The 20,375-nt window shown below is 71.6% G+C and carries 7 protein-coding genes; all 7 read left to right on the plus strand.

Annotated elements, in window-relative coordinates; translation table 11 throughout:
- The first annotated feature begins 7 nt into the window (after positions 1–7).
- The 7 genes from EL493_RS27645 (at position 8) to EL493_RS27675 (ending at position 20,327) form a co-directional block, all read left to right on the plus strand.
- Positions 8–1,783, plus strand: coding sequence for an outer membrane protein assembly factor BamB family protein (locus EL493_RS27645; protein ID WP_019048423.1), 1,776 nt, complete (start codon positions 8–10; stop codon positions 1,781–1,783).
- Positions 1,784–1,911: 128 nt separating this feature from the next.
- Complete coding sequence (locus EL493_RS27650) at positions 1,912–3,759, plus strand: outer membrane protein assembly factor BamB family protein (protein WP_081722972.1); 1,848 nt, start codon at positions 1,912–1,914, stop codon at positions 3,757–3,759.
- 150 nt (positions 3,760–3,909) lie between these two features.
- Positions 3,910–4,332 (plus strand): AMP-binding protein, encoded by a 423-nt coding sequence (locus tag EL493_RS27655; protein WP_019048425.1) that lies wholly within the window; start codon positions 3,910–3,912, stop codon positions 4,330–4,332.
- Positions 4,333–4,478: 146 nt separating this feature from the next.
- Entirely contained in the window at positions 4,479–17,687 is a 13,209-nt protein-coding gene (locus EL493_RS27660; RefSeq protein ID WP_019048426.1) for a non-ribosomal peptide synthetase, read from the plus strand.
- Positions 17,684–18,700, plus strand: coding sequence for a daunorubicin/doxorubicin resistance ABC transporter ATP-binding protein DrrA (locus EL493_RS27665; protein WP_019048427.1), 1,017 nt, complete (start codon positions 17,684–17,686; stop codon positions 18,698–18,700). Before EL493_RS27660 ends, EL493_RS27665 begins: the two co-directional genes overlap by 4 nt.
- Positions 18,697–19,515 (plus strand): ABC transporter permease, encoded by an 819-nt coding sequence (locus EL493_RS27670; RefSeq protein ID WP_019048428.1) that lies wholly within the window; start codon positions 18,697–18,699, stop codon positions 19,513–19,515. Before EL493_RS27665 ends, EL493_RS27670 begins: the two co-directional genes overlap by 4 nt.
- The gene (locus EL493_RS27675; protein ID WP_019048429.1) at positions 19,515–20,327 is read left to right on the plus strand and encodes an ABC transporter permease; all 813 of its coding nucleotides are present in this window, start codon (positions 19,515–19,517) and stop codon (positions 20,325–20,327) included. Before EL493_RS27670 ends, EL493_RS27675 begins: the two co-directional genes overlap by 1 nt.
- Positions 20,328–20,375 lie beyond the last annotated feature (48 nt).

A 20,375-nucleotide genomic window follows, 5' to 3' on the forward strand; every position in this document is an offset into this window, starting at 1 on the left:
GGGGAACATGTCCGACAATCAGTCGACCGAGCGCGCGCGTCCACAGAAGCCTTGGCCGATCGTCGCCGGAGTGATCGGCGCCGTGCTCCTCGCCGGTGGCGTCGCGCTGGCGCTGTACAGCCAGTTCGTCGCCGCGCCGATTCCGGTGCCGCTCGACAGCTACCCGGAAACCGGCGATTTCCCCTTCCGCCTCGTCCGGGGAACGCTGGTGTTGGCCGGCGCGGTGGCGCTGGTCGGCGTGGTGGTGCTGCGCTGGGGGCGCCGCGGCGACGAGCGGGCCGCGAGCGTCACCGCGGGCGCGGTGCTCGCGCTGCTGGCGGTGCTGTTCGGCGGCATCGTGTTCGCGGTGACCGCGCACATCCCCTCGACCTATCAGCGGCTGACGTCGGTCTTCGTCGTGACGACGCGGGTGCCGTCCGCGATCGCCGCCCTCGGCCTCGTCACCCTCGGCGCGGTGCTCGTCTTCGGGTTCGTGGCGAAGCCGGCAGGTTCGGCTCCCCGCCGCGGTGCGATCGTTCTGGCCGTCCTCGTCGGAGTCGTCTCGGTGCTGGGCGGCACGGGTGTCGCGGTCCTGCTCGGCGACGACAGCGGCGCTGTCGATCACGTGACGGCCGTGCGCGGCCCGATTTCCGACGTACCCACGACTCTCGGTCGGGAGAAGTTCCGTATCCAGCTGCCGGTCGAACCCGACCAGGGCACACGAGTGCTCCGCACCGACACGGGATTCCTCGTCTCGACCAGGGTCGGCATCACCGCGTACGACGGCGCGACAGGCGCCGAACGCTGGCACTACCGGCGCCTCGGGGTCAGCTCCGACACGGTGGGGAACCTGGCGGCCAAGACGATCTCGCTGCGGGGCGACGGTGTGGTGCTGACCTTCTGGGAGAAGCGCGGATGGCTGGCCTTCGACGCCGACACCGGCGAATCGCTCTGGGCCGATGCGGATTTCGGCAACTACAGGGGGTTCGTTGTCAGCGGACACCTGCTGGCCTCCGTCACCGAGGACGGACGGGTGACGCGCTATGACCCGCGATCCGGACACGCCCTGTGGACCACCCCAGCCGGACCGGCCGAATGCACCACGAGCAAGCACAGCGTCGTCGCCACCATGACCGCGATCTACCGCGCCGCGAACTGCGGTACGGCGGTGAATGTCACCGAACTCGATCCTCGCTCCGGAGACATTCGCGACCAGCGCGGTTTTCTCGCACCCGGGCTGCATCTCAAAACTCCGGTCGAGATCGCCGTGTTCGACAGCGGCTTCGCGTGGGTGCGATGCCGGTTCAGTGTCGCCGAAACCGTCGTCTACCTGCCGCCCGACCAGCCGTTGAGCTCGGCCGTCGCCGATTCGAGCCGTACGAACGCCGAGGTGCGCGCAGCGGACGACGCCGCACTGGTCAGCTCCGATGATCAGGGCAGCGCGCCGGCCATATGGCCGGGGTGGGCCGATCGGTGGGAGGTGCTGACGATGGCCGAGGGCATCGACGCGACCGATTACGACATGAGGGCGGCGGACGGATACTCGCAGCACGCCGATGCGGCCGCACTGCTCGCCGACCAGGTCGTCATCCTCACCGGCGACTACGGGTACACCGTGCGCGTCCAGGATCAGGGTCACACGCTCCGCACCTGGGACCGGATGACCAGCCACACCGGACCGTCCACCCCGGTCACGTTCGGACCCGGCGCAACGACCGTGCGCCTCACCGCCACCGCGGGTTCCCTGCTCGTGATCACGACCGACGGCGACGACCGCGATATCGAGATCATCGGCTTCGGCTGACCCAGCGAGCACCGGTGCCACGCGATCAGCACGGTGGCGGTGCGACTTTCGTGTCGCCGTCGCTCGGTTAGGGTCGATCCCGACGCCCAGTGGGTAGCGGCGTCGAGCGAATTCTCTTCGGGGGGAACATGTCCGACGTCCAGTCCTCTGAGCGCGCGCCTTCGCACCGGCCGTGGCCGATCCTCGTGGGCCTGGCGGGTGCCGCGCTCCTCGCCGGGGGTGTGGCACTGGCGCTGTACAGCCAGTTCGTCGCCGCACCGATCCCGGTGCCGTTCGACAGCTCTGCGGAAGACCGCGACTTTCCGGCCCGATTGGCCTACGGCGCACTGGTTTTCGCCGCTGCGTTCACCATGATCGGCGTGGTGTTCCTGGTTCGTGGACGCCGCAACGGCGCGCACAGCACGACGGACGGCGCGCTCATCTTGGCCGGTGTGCTGATCGTCGGGATCGGTTTCGCGGTGACCTCGCACATTCCCTCGACGTATCAGCACCTGACCACGGAATTCGTTGCCACGCCGCGGGTACCGGCCGCGGTAGCCGCGCTGGGGCTCGTCCTTCTCGGGTCGGCGCTGATGCTGGTGGCCGGAGTGCTGTGGCGCCTGACAACGCGCATCAGCGGGTGCGTGGGTCGTCCCACCGGCGGCCACGGCGTCGAGATCGCCGACGCCGGCTCTGAGCCCGCGCGACCGCGTCGCCGTGTCGAGGTGGGCGCGGATCAGCCGACTGCCCTCCCCCGGTGGCCGGCGATGGCGGTGGCGCTGCTCGTCGGCACTGTGCCGGTGCTGGGCGCCGCCGGGATCGCGGTCGCGCTGGGCGACGACACCGGCGCGGTCGATCACGTGACGGCCGAGCGGAGCTCGGTGAGCACCGTGCCCACCGCCCTGGGTCCGGAGAAGTTCCGGCTGCAGCTCCCACGCGTGGCCGACCAGGATGTCCGTGTCCTCCCCGCCGGAACCGGATTCCTGGTCTCGACCAGCGCCGGAATCACGCTCCACGACGGGGCGACGGGTGCCGAACGCTGGCACTACCGGCGCATCGGCTACGCCGTGGACAACGTGCCGGCGAAGACCCTTTCCCTGCGCGGCGAGGATGTCGTGCTGACCTATTGGAGCAAGCGCGGCTGGATGGCGTTCGACGCGTTCACCGGCGAACTCCTGTGGACCGAATCGGATTTCACCCGCGACCGGAACTTCACCGTCCACGGGAACTTGCTCGCCACAGCATCAAGCCTCGCAGAGGTGACCCGATACAACGCCAGGACCGGCGGCATCATGTGGATCACCCCACGCGAAGCGGCGGGGTGCGCCTCCTCGAACACGCAGGTCGTTGCCATCTCGACCGCGATCTACCGAACGGCGGTGTGCGGCGAGGCGGACGCGCAGACCGTTGTCGTCACCGCCTACGACCCGCAGTCCGGTGAGTTGCGCGATCAGCGGGAATTCCCCACGCCGCGGCTGCGATCGGCGATTCCTGTCGATGTCCATGTTCTCGACAGCGGCTTCGTCTGGATCAAAGCCTGGCATGACCGCGACGTCACCGAACTCTTCCTGCCGCCGAACCGCCCGCTGACCTCGGCCGTGGCGGATTCGAGCCGCACGAACAGTGCCGTACCGGCGGCGGACGACGACGCCCTGGTCAGCTCCGATGGCCCGGACGGCCGGGCGATCCCCGGCCGCTGGGAGATCCTGCCCGCGGCCGACGGCGCCGTGCCGACCCAGCTCGACATGACCACACCCGATGGATCGGGGCGGTCCGTCCAGGCGGCCGCGATGCTCCCCGGCGAGATAGTCGGCGTCACCCACTCCGACGGCTACGGGCTGCGCACCTGGGACCGGACCGGCCGCGCGGCACAGTTCCGACCGATCACCGTGGCACCGGAGGCCAGGTATCTGCGCTTCACCACCGTTCCGGGCGCCCTCCTGCTGATCGCGATGGATCACGACGGCGAGGACATCGAGATCATCGGCTTCGGCTGACGCCCGTCCGGGTTCACCACCTTGGGGTGGGAATCGCGCCCCCTGGGAGTCCCCACCCCAACGCTGGGGTTCCTGTCGGAAGAGCCGCGCGGAGACGAGATTGGAGAGGTACCGAAAAGCACCGCCGACTCGCCTTCGAGGAGACATCCGATGAGCACTCTGGTCACCGCCGCCGACAATGTCATCCAGCTGCCGCGCAGGCAGTCCGGCGCTCCGGTCGCCGACGGACATCTCGCCGACGCCGACCTGGACCGCTGGGCCAACCGGCTGGCCCGGCTGCTGCTCACCCGGGGCGCCGCCATCGGTGACCGGATCGCGCTGGCGATCGACGCCGATGTCGAGGCGATCGTCGCCGCGGCCGCGGTGCGCAAGATCGGCGCGACCCCCGTGTCCGTGTCCGAGGGCGCGTCGACCGCCCAGGACGCCCGTTACGGCATCACCACCTCCGACCGCAGGCCCGAACTGACCGACGCGATCGACTGGCTGGTTCTCGACGACCGCTGGACGCTACAGCGGTATCTGGTCAGCTCGGACGCGCCGCTGTCCATCGCGGATCTGCGCGCGGCTTCCTGAACCTGTTCCCGTCGGGTCCCCCACAGGTTCAGAATGGAGCTTGTGAGTACGCAGCGGCGAGTACTACCACCCACCAGGTAGCTGCTCGACCGGTCGGGGACACATGGTGAATACCGAGCTCCAGACATGAGAACGCAGGTCTGCTCATGACCCAGTCTTCCTCGCGGGTGCCGGATGCCGCGGCACCCACAGGCGCCTTCCCCCTGTCCGCGGCTCAGCGCGGCATCTGGTTCGCCCAGCACATCGCGGGTGACACGCCCATCTCCATCGCCCAGTACGTCGAGCTGACCGGCGCGATCGACCACGATGCGCTGGTCGACGCGGTCCGCCGGACCGGCCGCGAGTTCGGCACCGGCTACCTGCGGCTGATCGAGGTCGACGGCGGTCCGCAGCAGCTGGTCGACCTGACCCTCGACGACGACATGGACGAGCTGGACTTCCGGTCCGAGCCCGATCCGGTGGCCGCCGCGCACGCCTGGATGCGCGCGGAGTACTCCGCCCCGCTGGACATGATGCGCGACCGATTGGTCCGGTTGGCCATGCTCCGGGTGGGGGAAGACCGCTGGTTCTGGTATTCGCGGATGCATCACATCGTGCTGGACGGGATGGGCGCGCTGGCGCTGGTGCAGCGTGCGGGCGAGCTGTACAACGCGGCGGTCGAGGGCCGGGAGGCGCCGCGAGCCAAGGCGGAGCCGCTGGAGAAGATCGTCGAGGCCGACCTGGCCTACCGCAGCTCCGACCGCTTCGCCGCCGATCGGGAGTACTGGCGCGAGCACCTGGCCGCGATGGCCGATCCGGTGAACCTGGCGGGCCGCGACGCCGAGGTCGACGGACATCCGGCCCGGGTCTCCGGTGCCCTGCCCGCCGAGACCGCCGAACTGCTGGACACGGTGGCGGCCGCGGTGAACTCCGGCGTGGCGCCCACGGTGGTGGCGGCGTTCGGCGCCTATCTGGCCGCGATGACCGGTGCGCCCGAGGTGGTGCTGAGCCTGCCGGTGTCGGCGCGCACCTCGGCGACGCTGCGCCGGTCGGGCGGCATGCTCGCCAATGTCGTCCCGCTGCGGGTGCGGATGGACCCGACGACCACGGTCGGCGCGGTGATCCGCGCGGTGCAGGGTGAGCTGACCGGCGCGCTGCGCAGGCAGCGGTACCGCCAGGAGGACATCGTCCGCGACCTGGGCTGGGCGATGGACGAGGCGGCCTCGTTCGGCCCGGCCGTGAACCTGATGATGGTGGACACCCGGATCGCGCTCGGCCCGGTGGTGGGGCGGCTGCACGTACTCACCTCGGGGCTGATCGACGACCTGTTCGTCAACCTGTATCCCGGTGTCGGCGGCGAGAGCACCCACATCGATCTGCAGGGCAACGGCAACCTCTACAGCGAGGCCGACCTGGCCGCCCACCATGCCCGCTTCCTGATGTTCCTGCACCGTTTCCTGGTGGCGGGCCCGGACGCGGAGCTGTCCACGGTGCCCGTGCTCTCCCCCGCCGAAGCCGCGCTGACGGTGCCCGCCCGCGGCCCCGAATCGCGTGAAACCCGCACGCTGCCGGAACTTCTCGCCGCCGGGACCGCGCTCGACCCCGACGCGGTGGCGCTGCGCTGGGATGCGGCGGAGTCGGCGACCTATCGCGAGGTCGACGAGTACACCAACCGGCTGGCCCGGCTGCTGATCGCGGCGGGCGCAGGCCCCGAACACGGTGTCGCGCTGTCGATTCCCCGCTCGGCGGAGTCGGTGATGGCGACGATCGCGGTGGCCAAGACCGGAGCGCCGTTCGTCCCGATCGATCCCACCTATCCGGCGGACCGGATCGAACACATGGTCACCGACAGCGGTGTGGTCACCGGCCTGACCGACGCGCAGGCCCGCAAATCCCTGCCGGACCAGGTGGACTGGCTGGTCCTCGACGACGAGGCCACCGTGGCCGGGGTGGCCGCGCAGAGCGCCGAACCGATCACCGACCGCGACCGGAACGCGCGGGTGCGCCCGGACCAGGTGGCCTATGTCATCTACACCTCCGGGTCCACCGGCCTGCCCAAGGGCGTGCTGGTCTCGCATCGCGGGCTGGCCAACCTGGTCGCGAGCTCGGGCGACGGTTTCGGGGTCGACACCGGTTCGGTTGTCGCCCATGCCGTCTCGCCGAGTTTCGACATCTCGGTGGAGGAGATCCTGGTGGCGCTCACGCGCGGCGCGTGCCTGGCGGTGGTGCCGCCCTCGGCGTACGCGGGTGAGGATCTCGCGCAGGTGCTGCGCGCGCACGGGGTGACCCATCTCAATGTCACCCCGGCCGTCGTCGGTTCGCTGGATCCGGCGACGCTGCCCGCGCTGCGCACGATCGTGGTCGGCGGTGACGCCTGCCCGCCGGAGCTGGTGGCGAAGTGGGCGGGGCGCACGCTGCTCAACGGGTACGGCCCCACCGAGACCACCATCACCACCACCCTGAGCGCACCGCTGGTGCCGGGCGCGCCGGTGACGATCGGCAGTCTCACCCGCGGTGTCACCGGCCTGGTGCTGGACCCGTGGCTGCGGCCGGTCGCCGCGGGTAGTGTGGGCGAGCTGTATCTGGCCGGGCCCGGTGTCGCGCGCGGCTATCACCGCCGCACGGGGCTGACCGCGAGCCGGTTCGTCGCCGATCCGCACACCCCCGGCGCGCGGATGTACCGCACCGGCGATCTGGTCCGGTGGACCGAGCGGGACGGCCTGGTCACCCTGGAGTACCAGGGCCGCAGCGACTTCCAGGTGAAGGTGCGCGGCTTCCGCATCGAACTCGGCGAGATCGACGCGGCGGTGCAGGCGCTGCCCGGTATCGACTTCGCCCTCACCCTCGGGGTGGAGACTCCGACCGGTGCGACCGCGCTGGTGACCTACCTGACCACCGAACCGGGCGCCGACATCCATCCCGAGGCCGTGAAAGCGGCTGTCGGCGAACGTCTTCCGGCCTACATGGTGCCGTCGGTGGTGACTGTGCTGGACCGCATGCCGCTCACCCCGCTGGGCAAGGTGGACCGCAAGGCCCTGCCCGCACCGGATTTCACCGCGCGCGCGGTCGAGCGGCGGGCTCCGTCGACACCGCGCGAGGAGGTCCTGGCGACGCTGTTCGCCGAGGTGCTGGGACTGGACGCGGTCGGCGTGGACGAGAGCTTCTTCGCCCTCGGCGGTGACAGCATCGTCTCCATCCAGCTGGTCTCGCGGGCCAAGGCCGCGGGTCTGGTGTTCAGCGCCAGGGATGTGTTCGAGCGCAAGACCGTCGCCGCGCTGGCGGCGGTGGCGAGCGAGTCGGCCGTCGACATCGTGCACGAGCTGCCCGGCGGTGGGGTCGGCGCGGTGGCCCTGACCCCGATCGTGCACGCCATGCTCGATCGCGGCGACAGCTGGGGCCGCTACGGCCAGGCCGTCCTGATCGATCTGCCCGCCGGCTTCGACCGGGCGGCGCTGGCGGCGGCGGTGCAGGTGCTGCTCGATCACCACGACCTGCTCCGCTGCTCGCTGCGCCGCGTCGGCGACGACTGGGAATGGCTGGTGGCAGAACCGGGTTCGGTGGATGCCGACACTCTGATCGATGTGGTGCGGGCCGACGGCGCGGACGATGTCGAGCGCGCGCTCCAGGATGCCGCGGATCAGCTGGATCCCACCGCGGGCGCGGTCGTCCGCGTCGTCCTGCTCGACCGCGCCGACGGCGATCCGCAGTGCTGGCTGGTGCTGCACCACCTGGTCACCGACGGTGTCTCCTGGCGGATCCTGTTGCCGGACTTGGCGACCGCCGCCTTCGGTGGCGCGCTCGCGCCGGTCGGCACCTCGTTCCGGCGCTGGGCGCACGGACAGGCCGACCAGGCGAGCAGCAGGTCCGCCGAGCTGCCGCTGTGGCAGCGCATCGCCGCCACCCCGGACCCGGCGCTGGGCTCGGACACCTTCGACCCCGCCCGCGACGTGGTGTCGACCATGGCGCAGGTCCAGACCACGGTGCCCGCGGAGCTCGCGCACGCCGTCGTCACCACCGTGCCGGAGCGATTCCATTGCGGCGCCGACGATGTGCTGCTCGCCGCGCTCACCCTGGCCGTGTGCCGCTGGCGGGAACGTACCGGCGCGCTGCTGACCCTGGAGGGGCACGGCCGCAGCGAATCCCTGCTGCCCGGCGCCGACGTGAGCCGCACGGTGGGCTGGTTCACCAGCGTGTACCCGGTGGCGGTCGAGCTGGCCGGGATCGATCTCGACGACGCGTTCGCCGGCGGCGCCGCGGCTGGTTCGGCGATCAAGGCCACCAAGGAACAGCTGCGCGCGCTGCCCGACCGCGGTGTCGGCTTCGGCATCCTGCGCTACCTGGACGACGAGACCGCCGCGGCGCTGGCCGACACCCCCACGCCCCAGCTGAGTTTCAACTACCTCGGCCGGGCGGGCACCGGCGGCGAGGGTCCGTGGCTGCCCCGGCGTTTCGCCGCCACCGACGACGACCGGGCGCCGCTGGCCGCCGTCGTCGACATCAACGCCGTCCTGACCGACGCGGGTCTCGAGGTCACCTGGGCCTACGCGGGACGGCTGCTCACCGCCGCCGAGGTCGACGAGCTGGCCGCCCTGTGGTCGGCCGCCCTGGACGCGCTCGCCACCCATGCCCGCACCGCGGGCGCGGGCGGGCGCACCCCGTCGGACTTCGCCCTCGTCGCGGTCGATCAGCCCCAGATCGACCGCTGGGAGACCGCCTACCCCACCCTCGCCGACGTGTGGCCGCTCTCGCCGCTGCAGTACGGCCTGCTGTTCCACGCGCTCTACGACTCCGACACCGCCGACGGCTACACGGTGCAGTCGGTGCTCACCCTCGCGGGCACCGTCGACGCCGCCCGGCTGCGCGCCGCCGCCCAGGGGCTGATCGATCGGCACGAGAACCTGCGGGTCGCGTTCGTCGAGACCGACGACGGGCCGCGTCAGCTGGTGCTCGCCGCGGCCGAGATCCGCTGGGAGGACATCGATCTCACCGGGATCGCCGACCCCGGGCAGCGGGCCGACGAGTTGAGCCGGATCCTGGCCCTCGACGCCCTGACCCGCTTCGAACTCACCCGTCCCCCGCTGGTCCGGTTCACCCTGGTGCGGACCGCGCCCGGAGAGTTCCGGCTGATCATGACCAACCACCACCTGGTGCTCGACGGCTGGTCCACCCCGCTGCTGGTGCGCGAGCTGCTGGCCCTCTACGTCACCGCGGGCGACGCCGCCGCGCTGCCGCCCGCCCGCTCCTACCGCGACTTCCTGTCCTGGCTCGCCGAGCAGGACCCGGACGCGTCGCTGGCGGCCTGGCAGCAGTACCTGGCCGGGGTCGACACCCCTACCCGCGCGGTCCCCACCCTGGCGGGCATCACCTCCACCGAGACCGCCATGATCTCGCACGACCTGCCCGCCGAGGCCGTGGCGCGCCTGGAAGCCGCCGCGAGGGCGGCGGGGGCCACGGTGAACACCCTCGTCCAGGTGTCCTGGTCGATGCTGCTGGCCATGCTCACCGGGCGCACCGACGTGGTGTTCGGCAGCACGGTCTCGGGCAGGCCGCCCGAGCTGCCCGGCGTCGAGGAGATGGTGGGTCTGTTCATCAACACCGTCCCGGTGCGGGTGACCCTGGATCCGGCGGAGAAGGTCACCGATCTGCTGGGCCGGGTACAGGCCGAACAGGCCCGGCTGATGGATCACCAGCACGTGGGCCTGGCCGCGATCCACCGCGCGGTGGGCCTGGCCGAACTGTTCGACACGCTCACGGTGTTCGAGTCGTATCCGATCGACCGCGAGGCCCTGTCGCAGGCGCTCGATATCGCCGGGATGCGGGTGCTGGACGTGGAGGGCACCGACGCGACGCCATACCCGTTGAACCTCATGGTGATTCCGCTGCGCGGGGAAGCCGGGGCCGGTGACGCCCTGCGGATCACGGTGAAGTTCATGGCCGATCAACTCGGCACCGCCGCCGCGCAGTCCCTGCTGGACCGGTTCGTCCGGCTGCTCGGGCAGCTCGCCGACCACCCGCACGACCTGGTGTCGCAGGTGCAGTACTGCGACGACACCGAACTGGCGACGCTCGCCCCGGTCCGCGGCGACCTGCCGGTCCCGATGCGCACCCTGCCCGAGATCCTGGCGGCGGGCGCCCGCATCGATCCCGACGCCGTCGCGGTGAGCGCGGGCGAGCTGCGGATGAGCTACGGCGAACTCGACGCCTGGTCCAACCGATTCGCCCGGGTGCTGCTCGGGCGCGGGGTGGGACCCGAGGTGTTCGTGGTGCTCGCGCTGACCCGTTCGCTGGAATCGGTGGTGGCGGTGTGGGCACTGGCCAAGACCGGCGCCGCGTTCGTCCCGCTGGACCCGAGCTATCCGGTGGAGCGGATCGAGCACATGCTCGCCGATTCCAAGGCGCCCATCGGCGTCACCGTGACGGCCACGGGCGAGACCCTGCCCGGCACCATCGACTGGCTGCTGCTCGACGACCTGAACACGCTGCGCCGGGCCATGCTGGTCTCCGACGCGCCGATCACCGACGCCGAACGCGGCAGCCCCATCGACCTCGACCACACCGCCTATCTCATCTACACCTCCGGTTCCACCGGCAAGCCGAAGGCGGTGCTGCTCAGCCATCGCGGCATCGCGAATCTCACCACCGCGCAACGCGAGACGCTGGCCCTCGACCCGTCGGCCAGTGCCCTGCAGGTCGCCTCGCCCAGTTTCGACGCCTCGGTGTTCGAGATGCTCACCGCGCATTCGGCCGGTGGCCGCCTGGTGGTGTCGCCGCCGGAGGTGTACGGCGGCGGCGAGCTCGAACAGCTGCTGCGCACCGAACGGGTCACCCACGCGGTGATCACCCCGTCGGCGCTGGCGACGATGGAACCCACCGAGCTCACCGAGCTGCGAGTGCTCTCGGTCGCCGGTGAGGCGGCCACGCCCGAGCTGATCGAGAAGTGGGCGGTGGGCAGGCGGATGGTGAACCTGTACGGCCCCACCGAATTCAGCATCTGGGCCACCGGCCCGGCCGAGCTGGTGCCCGGCGAACCGGTCACCATCGGCGGCCCGATCCGCGGCGCGGCCGTGGTGGTGCTGGACGGCTGGCTGCGGCCGGTGCCCGTGGGTGTGCAGGGTGAGCTGTATCTGGCCGGGCCCGCGCTGGCCCGCGGCTATTTCAACCGGTTCGAGATGACCGCGAGCCGGTTCGTCGCCGACCCGTACGGGGGACCCGGCGAGCGCATGTACCGCACCGGCGACATGGTCCGCTGGGTCGAGGACGCGGGCACCCTCGCGCTGGAATATCTGGGGCGCAGCGATTTCCAGGTGAAGATCCGCGGCCTGCGGATCGAGCTCGGCGAGATCGACGCGGTGCTCTCGCGCGACCCGGAGATCGAGTACGCGGTGACCATCGGCCGGGCCGGGCCCGCGGGCGCGACCGTGCTGGTGTCGTATGTGCTGCCCGCGCCGGGCGTGGCATTGGACACCGAGCGGGTGCGGGCCGCCGTGGCCGCGGAACTGCCCGGCTACATGGTGCCCGGCTATGTCGTGGTGCTCGACGAGATCCCGCTGACCCCCGTCGGCAAGCTGGACCGCAAGGCACTGCCGGTGCCCGATTTCGCCGCCGCCCAGCGCCCCTACCTGGCGCCGCGCACCCCCACCGAACAGGTCGTCGCCGGGGTGTTCGCCGAGGTGATCGGCACCGATCGGGTGAGCGTGGACCAGTCCTTCTTCGAGCTCGGCGGCAACTCGCTGAGCGCGACCAAGGTGGTGGCGCGGGTCAATTCGGCGCTGGGCTCCACCATCGCGCTGCGCGACCTGTTCGACGCGCCGACGGTGGCCCAGCTGTCCGCCCGGGTGGTTCCGGTCGAAGGCGGCGGTACCGGGCGCCCGGCGCTCGCGTCGCGGATCCGTCCCGACCGGATCCCGCTCTCGCCCGCGCAGCAGCGCATGTGGGTGCTCAATCAGCTCGATCCGGGCTCGGCCGCCTACAACATCGCGATCGCGCTGCGCCTCACCGGCGACCTCGATGTCGAGGCGATGCGGCAGGCGCTCGCCGACGTGGTCGACCGGCAGGAGACCCTGCGCACCCGCTACCCGGCCGACGCCGACGGGCCGCGCCAGGTGGTCGTCGGCCTCGACACCGCCGCTCCGGCGCTGCCGCTGCTCGACACCGAAGACGGTGCGGCGCTGCGGGCCCGGATCGCCGACCTCGCGGCCACCGGCTTCGATCTCACCCGGGAAGCGCCGCTGCGGGTCGCGCTGTTCCGGCTGGACCGGCCGGCCGAGGCCGCGCCGGTGCACGTCGTGGTGCTGGTGGTGCACCACATCAGCGCCGACGGCGCGTCGATGGCGCCGCTGGCGGGCGATCTGGTCGCCGCCTATTCGGCCCGGGTCGCCGGTCACGCGCCGGCGCGCGCTCCGCTGACCGTGCAGTACGCCGATTTCGCCCTGTGGCATCGCGAACTGCTCGGCAGCGCCACCGACCCCGATTCCCTGGCGGCACAGCAGATCCGGTTCTGGCGTGCCACCCTCGCCGGGGCGCCCGACGCCCTGGAGCTGCCCAGCGATCGGCCCCGGCCCGCCGTGCAGTCGATGCGCAGCGACGACCTCGTCTTCGCGCTCGACGCCGAACTGCACCGGGCGCTGGTCGACTTCGCCGCCGCGCACTCGGTGAGCGTGTTCATGGTGGTGCACGCCGCGCTGGCGGTGCTGCTGGCCCGGCTCGGCGGCACCGGCGACATCGTCGTCGGCACCCCCGTCGCCGGCCGTGGTGACGCGGCACTGGACGAGCTGGTCGGCATGTTCGTCAACACCCTGGCCCTGCGCACCCCGATCGCCCCCGGCGCCGACTTCCGCACCGTCCTGGCCGAGGTGCGCTCCACCGACCTGGACGCGTTCGCGCACGCCGACGTGCCGTTCGAGCAGCTGGTGGGCGCCCTCGATCCCACCCGCTCGACCGCGCAGCACCCGATCTTCCAGGTGTCGCTGTCGCTGCAGAACTTCGTCGAACCGGTGCTCGAACTGCCGGGCCTGCGATTCGAGGTGGAGGACGTGGACCGCAGCTCCTCGGCCTTCGACCTCACCCTCGACCTGCGCGAACGATTCGCCGACGCGGGCCCGGCCGGGATCGAGGCGGTGCTGACCTACGCGACCGACCTGTTCGACCCGGCGACCATGGCGGCCTTCGCGACTCGGTGGCAGCGGGTGCTCGCGGCCGTCGTCGCCGACATCGACGTGCGGGTCGCCGACATCGACCTGCTCGACGACGCCGAACGCGCGGAGCTGGTCCCGGTGCGCGGTCCGGCCACCGCGGGCGCGACCACCCTGGCCGGCCTGCTCACCCGCACCGCCGCCACCCATCCCGACCGCCCGGCCCTGGTCACCGACACCACGACCACCTACCGCGAGCTCGACGCGCGCTCCAACCAGCTGGCCCGCCTGCTGATCGGCGCCGGCGCGCGCACCGAAACGGTTGTCGCGCTGGGTCTCCCGCGCTGTGCCGCGCTGCACATCGGGATCTGGGCCGCCGCCAAGGCCGGTGCCGCGTTCCTGCCGGTGGACCCGAAGCATCCGGCCGACCGGATCGACCACATGCTCACCGACTCGGGTGCCACGGTGGGGATCACCCTCGCCGCCTACCGGCCGCACCTGCCCGACACCACCGAGTGGCTCGTGCTCGACGATCCCGAGATCGGCGCCCGGCTGCGGGCGAGCGCGGCGGGCGCGATCACCGACGCCGACCTGCCCGCCCCGATCCGGCTGCGCAATCCGGCCTGGATGATCTACACCTCCGGCTCCACCGGTACCCCGAAGGGTGTGACGGTCTCGCATCGCGGGCTGGCCGATCTGGTCGCCGCCCAGCGGGCCGACCTGGCACTGGACTACCGGGCGCGGGTGCTGCAGGTGGCCTCGCCCAGTTTCGACGCGTCGATCTTCGAGGCGCTGATGGCCTACGGCTGTGGCGCCGCCGCGGTGATCGCGCCGCCGGACGTCTTCGGTGGCTCGCCGCTGGCCGAACTGATCGCCGCCGAGTCGGTCACCCACATGGTGATCACCCCGTCGGCGCTGGCCACCATCGACCCCGCCGAGGTGTCGAGCGTGCGGGTCCTGGCGGTGGCGGGCGAGGCGGTCGGCCCCGATCTGGTCGCCCGCTGGTGCGGCGGCGCGGTCGGCCGCACCATGGTGAATCTGTACGGCCCGACCGAATACACCATCTGGGCAACGGGTTCGGCGCCGCTGTCCGCGTCGGAACCGGTCACCATCGGCTCCCCGATCCGGGGCGCGGCGGCACTCGTCCTGGACGACCGGCTGCGTCCGGTCCCCGTCGGCGTCGCGGGTGAGCTGTACCTGGCGGGTACCGCCACCGCGCGCGCCTACCACGCCCGGCCGGGTCTGACCGCGGCCCGCTTCGTCGCCGATCCCTACGGCGCCCCCGGCGAACGCCTCTATCGCACCGGCGATCTGGTGCGCTGGACCCGCGCGCACACCGGCGCGCTGACGCTGGAGTACCTGGGCCGCACCGATTTCCAGGTGAAGGTCCGCGGCCAGCGCATCGAGCTCGGCGAGATCGACGCGGTGCTGGGCGGCATCGACGGCGTGGATCTCGCGGTGACCCTGGGCGTGCCGGGCCCGACCGGGGCGACCGCGCTGGCGGCCTACCTGGTGCGCATGCCGGGCGCCGAGCTCGACCTCGATCACGTGCGCGCCGTCGCCGCGGACACCCTGCCCGGCTACATGGTGCCCGCCGCGTTCGTCGTGCTGGACGCCATCCCGGTCAACGCCGTCGGCAAGCTCGACCGGAAAGCGTTGCCGGAACCGGTGTTCGCCACCGAGGAGATGCCCTACCGCGCCCCGGCGACCCCGACCGAGGAGGTACTGGCCGCGGTGTACGCCGAGTTGCTCGGCCGCGACCAGGTCGGCGTCGACGACTCGTTCTTCGCGCTCGGCGGTGACAGCATCCTGGCGATCCAGCTGGTCACCCAGGCCAAACTGCGTGGCGTGCACTGCACCCCGCTGCAGGTGTTCGAACACCGCACGGTGGCCGCGCTGGGCGCCGCGATCGACGCGGCCGAGACGGTCGTGGCACTCGAGGAGCTGCCCGGCGGCGGAGTCGGCGAGCTGCCGCTGACCCCGATCGTCCGGTACATGATCGAGCGCGGCGGCGACTTCGACCGTTTCGCCCAGACCGCGGTGCTGGAACTGCCGGTCGCCATCGACCGCGCCCAGCTCGTCGCCACCCTGGCCGCCGTGATCGACCGCCACGACATGCTGCGCGCGCGGTTGTGGACGGATCCGGACGGCTGGCGGTTGCGGGTCGCCGAGCCCGGCTCGATCGATGTCGACTCGCTGGTGCACCGCACCGAGGTCGACGCCGCGGCCGACCCGGTGGAGGTCCGCGAATACGCCCAGATCGAACTGGATTCCGCGATGAACCGGCTCGACCCCGCCGCGGGCACCGTGCTGCAGTTCGTCTGGCTCGATCCCGTCGGCACCGCCGGCACGCGGACCAGGCCCGGCAGGCTGATCGTCGTCGCGCATCATCTCGCCATCGACAGTGTCTCCTGGCGCATCCTGGTGCAGGACCTGATCGGCGCGTGGGCGCAGGTCGCCGCGGGCGCGACCCCCGTGCTGGCCGAGACCGGCACCTCCATGCGGCGCTGGTCGCACGCGCTGACCGAGGCCGCGCACAGCGAGCGGCGGCGCGCCGAACTCGGCTACTGGCGCGAGGTGGCCGAAACACCGGACCCGCTGCTCGGCGACCGCCACCTCGACCCCGCGATCGACCGGGCCGACACCGTGCGCCGCGTCGACATCGAGGTCGACGAACAGGTCACCACGGCCCTGCTCACCACCCTGCCGCGGCTGTTCCACGGCAGCGTCACCGACGCGCTGCTGGCCACCTTGGCGCTGGCCCTGGTGCGCTGGCGGGCCCGCCGCGGCGTGACCGAATCCGCGGCGCTGCTGCGGCTCGAGGGCCACGGCAGGCAGGAGGAAGTGGTGCCCGGCGCCGACCTGTCGCGCACCATCGGCTGGTTCACCAACCTGTACCCGGTACGGCTCGACCTCGCCGGTGTCGACGTGGACGACGCGTTCGCGGGCGGCCCGGCGATGGGCGCCGCCATCCGCGCGGCCAAGCACGACCTGCTCGGCGTCCCCGACAAGGGCATCGGTTTCGGTCTGCTGCGCTACCTGAACCCCGAGACCGCGGCCGAGCTGCCCGCCCGGCTGCCCGGCCAGATCTGCGTCAACTACCTCGGCAAGCACACCGCGGCCGAAACCCCCGCCGGTCTGGAAGGTCTCGGCTGGCTGCCCACCGACGAGTTCGGTGAACTCGACGCGGGCGAGCACGCCGCGGTGCCGGTGCAGGCGGCCATCGATATCAACGCCCTGGTCCTCGGCGACCGCCTGCACGCCGACTTCGGCTATCCGGACCGGCTGCTCGACCGTGCCGAGGTCGCCGAGCTGGCCGGACTCTGGGTCGAAGCACTCGGCGCGGCAGCGGCTTTCGCGTCGACCCCGGCCGCCGAGAGCGCCGCGGCCGAGGAAGCCGCGGTCATGGCGGCCCGCGCGGCCGCCGCGGCCACCCCCGCGAACGCGCCGACCGGTCTCGGCCTCGACGTGCTGCTGCCGATCCGGCTCGGCGGCGACAAACCCGCCCTGTTCTGCGTGCACTCCTCCTCCGGAATGTCGTGGAGCTACCTGGGTTTCGCCGAACAACTGCGACCGGGTCGGCCGATCTACGGCCTGCAGGCCCCCGACCTGAGCGGTCAGGAACCGTCGGCGCGGTCGATCGAGGAGTTCGCGAGCCGGTACGTGCGCGAGATCCGCGCCGTCCAGCCGTCCGGGCCCTACCACCTGCTGGGCTGGTCCTTCGGCGGCCTGATCGTCCAGGCCATGGCGGTGCGGCTGGCGGCGGCCGGGGAACAGGTCGGTGTGGTGGCGCTGCTGGACACCGACACCGCCGACATCGACGGCGACACCATCGAACGCCTGACCCCCGGCGCGTTCATCAACACCTTCGGCTCGATCTTCGGCATCGACGACGTCCCCGCCTCGGCCACCGCACAGGAAGCGGCCGAGGCGATCACCGCGAAACTCGGCGGCGTCGAACTCGTCGACGCGGGCACCATCGAACGCATGGCGGGCTCCTACAACGCCTCCGCAGGCACCAGGACCGGCTACCAGCGCCCCGTCTACGACGGTGACGTCCTCTACTTCCGGGCCGCGGTCGACCCGGGCGAATGGATGGGCCCCGACGGCTGGCGCCCCTACGTGACCGGCGCGATCGTCAACCACGACGTGGCCGTGACGCACGACGAGCTGACCAATCCCTACGCACTGTCGGTCATCGCGCCGGTGCTGGACGACCACATGGAAGCAGGAGACCGGATATGAGCGTCGAACGCACTGTTGCCCCGCATCCGACCCCGACCGCCACCGAGGGTGTGGTGGTCGAGGGGATCACGAAATCCTTCGGCGACGTGCACGCGCTGCGCGGCGTCGACTTCGTGGCCGCGCCCGGGCAGGTGCTCGGCATCCTCGGCCCCAACGGCGCGGGCAAGACCACCATGGTCAATGTCTTGTCCACGCTCATCACGCCGGATTCGGGCCGCGCGATCGTCGCCGGGCACGATGTCGTCGCGGATCCGGCCGCGGTCCGCAGGTCGATCATGCTGACCGGGCAGTACGCCGCGCTCGACGACATGCTCAGCGGTTACGAGAATCTCGTCATGTTCGGCAGGCTGATGGGCCTGCGCAAACCCGCCGCCCAGGCCAGGGCCAGGGAGCTGATCACCGAATTCGACCTGGACCGGGCCGCCGACCGGCGGGTGGGCACCTACTCCGGCGGGATGCGGCGGCGCATCGACATCGCCTGCGGGCTGGTGGTGCGGCCCGACGTGGTCTTCCTCGACGAGCCGACCACCGGCCTCGACCCCCGGAGCCGCCAGGGCGTCTGGGATCTGGTGCGCGGCTTCAAGAACGCGGGCATCACCACGCTGCTCACCACCCAGTACCTGGAGGAGGCCGATGCGCTCAGCGATCAGATCATCGTCATCGACCACGGCGTCGTCATCGCCTCCGGCACCGCCGACGAGCTGAAACACCGCACCGGCGGCAGCTATTGCGAGGTCGTGCCGCTGGATCTCGAGGAGCTGCCCGCCATCGTCGCGGCGCTCGGGCCGCTGCTGCCCGCGGAGAACCTGGCCGCGCTCACCCCGGAATCCGATCGCATCACCATCCCCGCCCCCGACGGCGCCAAGACGCTGGCCGAGGCGCTGCGCCGGCTCGACAGCGCCTCGGTCGAACTGGTCGACATCGCGCTGCGCCGCCCCTCCCTCGACGACGTGTTCCTCCAGCTGACCGGGCATCTGGCCTCCACCGAGCAGCCCTCGCAGGCCGTGTCATGACGGCCACGACCTGGCACACCACCGTCCGTGCCGCACCGGACACGGTGCAGCAGTGGTGGGTGCTGACCACGCGCCTGATCATCCCCTCGGTCAAGTCCGGGGAGATCCTGGCCTCGATCGTGGCGCCCGCGGCGTTCACCGCCAGCTTCTACATCCCGCTCAAGACCGTGATGATGTTCTCCGGCAATGGCTTCAGCAGCTACGCCCAGTACATGATGCCGCTGGTGGTGTTGCAGGCCGCCGCGTTCACCGCCATCTCGGCGGCGTTCCGCGCGGCCACCGACTCGGTGGCGGGGTTGAACCGCCGTTTCGGGGCGATGCCGTTGCGGCCGCTGGTCCCGGTGGCGGCGCGGATGTCGGCCAACGTCTTCCGGCTGGTCATCGCGTTGACGGGCGCGGTCGCGGCGGGCTATGTGATCGGTTTCCGGTTCCGGCTCGACGCGCTGCACACGCTCGGGTTCCTGGTGCTCGGGCTGGTCATCGGGATCGCGTTCACCCTCGGTGCCGATGTCATCGGCACCGTCTCGCGCAGTCCCGAAGCGACCTCGCAGGCACTGGTGCTGCCGCCGTTGATCTTCGGCATGCTGTCCACCGGGCTGGCGCCGGCGAGCCAGTTCCCCACCTGGATCCAGTGGTTCGTGCGCAATCAGCCGGTCTCGCAGTTCGCGACCGCGTTGCGCGCGCTGGCGGGCGACACCGGGGGCAACGCGGGCACGGTGAGCTGGTCGCTGATGGGACCGACGCTGCTGTGGCTGGCGGGCATGCTCGCGATCTGCGCCCCACTGGCCATCCGGCTCAGCGCGAGGAGGGCGTGATGGCACTGCTCAGCACCAGGACCGAGGTCACCGGGTCGGAGACCTCGCTCGGCTCGCTCGTCCGGCACACCCTGATCCAGACCCAGCGGCTGCTGGTGCGCTGGGCCCGCAACCCGGTGACGCTGCTGGAAACCCTGCTCATCCCGTGCCTGCTGCTGATCATGCTCGACATCGTCGTCGGCGGGCAGATCGCGAAGTTCACCGGCGAGGACGCCCTCTACGGGTCGGTGCCGATGGTCGCCATCGTCGGCGCGCTCTCGGGCGCCGTGGCCAGCGGTGTCCTGCTCGGCCGCGAACGCGACGCCGGCCTGCTGGCCCGGTTCTGGGTGCTGCCGGTGCACCGCGCCTCGGGCCTGGCCTCGCGCATCCTGGCCGAGGGCTGCCGCATCGTGCTCGGCACCATCGCCGTGGTGCTCGTCGGTTTCGTGCTCGGGTTCCGCTTCCATCAGGGACCGCTGGCCACGATCGCGTTCCTGGTGATCCCGGTGCTGTTCGGGTTGGCCTTCGCCACCATCGTCACCGCCGTCGCCGTCTACACCGCGAAAGCCACGCTGGTGGAGGGCATCACGATCCTGACCTCGCTGATGATGTTCTTCAGCACCGGTTTCGTCCCGCTGGTCGCCTTCCCGACCTGGATCCAGCCGATCGTGCGCAACCAGCCCATGTCGGTGGCCGTGGACGCCATGCGCGGCCTGTCCGACCACGGGCCGATCGCCCGCCCGCTCACCCTCACGCTGCTGTGGTGCGCGGGGGCGATCGTGCTGTTCGCGGTCCCCGCCGCCATCGGGTTCCGGCGCGCCAGCAGGCGCTGAGTTCGGCCCGCCAACCCGCGGCGCCCACGGCACCGGCCACGCAGTACC

This window comes from Nocardia asteroides (genome assembly GCF_900637185.1).
Classification (GTDB): Bacteria; Actinomycetota; Actinomycetes; order Mycobacteriales; family Mycobacteriaceae; genus Nocardia; species Nocardia asteroides.

Bases quoted from the DNA above. Each gene is read 5' to 3' on its own strand.
- EL493_RS27650 (WP_081722972.1), top strand. From the start codon at position 1,912: ATGTCCGACGTCCAGTCCTCTGAGCGCGCGCCTTCGCACCGGCCGTGG.
- EL493_RS27665 (WP_019048427.1), top strand. From the start codon at position 17,684: ATGAGCGTCGAACGCACTGTTGCCCCGCATCCGACCCCGACCGCCACC.
- EL493_RS27660 (WP_019048426.1), top strand. From the start codon at position 4,479: ATGACCCAGTCTTCCTCGCGGGTGCCGGATGCCGCGGCACCCACAGGC.
- EL493_RS27645 (WP_019048423.1), top strand. From the start codon at position 8: ATGTCCGACAATCAGTCGACCGAGCGCGCGCGTCCACAGAAGCCTTGG.
- EL493_RS27670 (WP_019048428.1), top strand. From the start codon at position 18,697: ATGACGGCCACGACCTGGCACACCACCGTCCGTGCCGCACCGGACACG.
- EL493_RS27675 (WP_019048429.1), top strand. From the start codon at position 19,515: ATGGCACTGCTCAGCACCAGGACCGAGGTCACCGGGTCGGAGACCTCG.
- EL493_RS27655 (WP_019048425.1), top strand. From the start codon at position 3,910: ATGAGCACTCTGGTCACCGCCGCCGACAATGTCATCCAGCTGCCGCGC.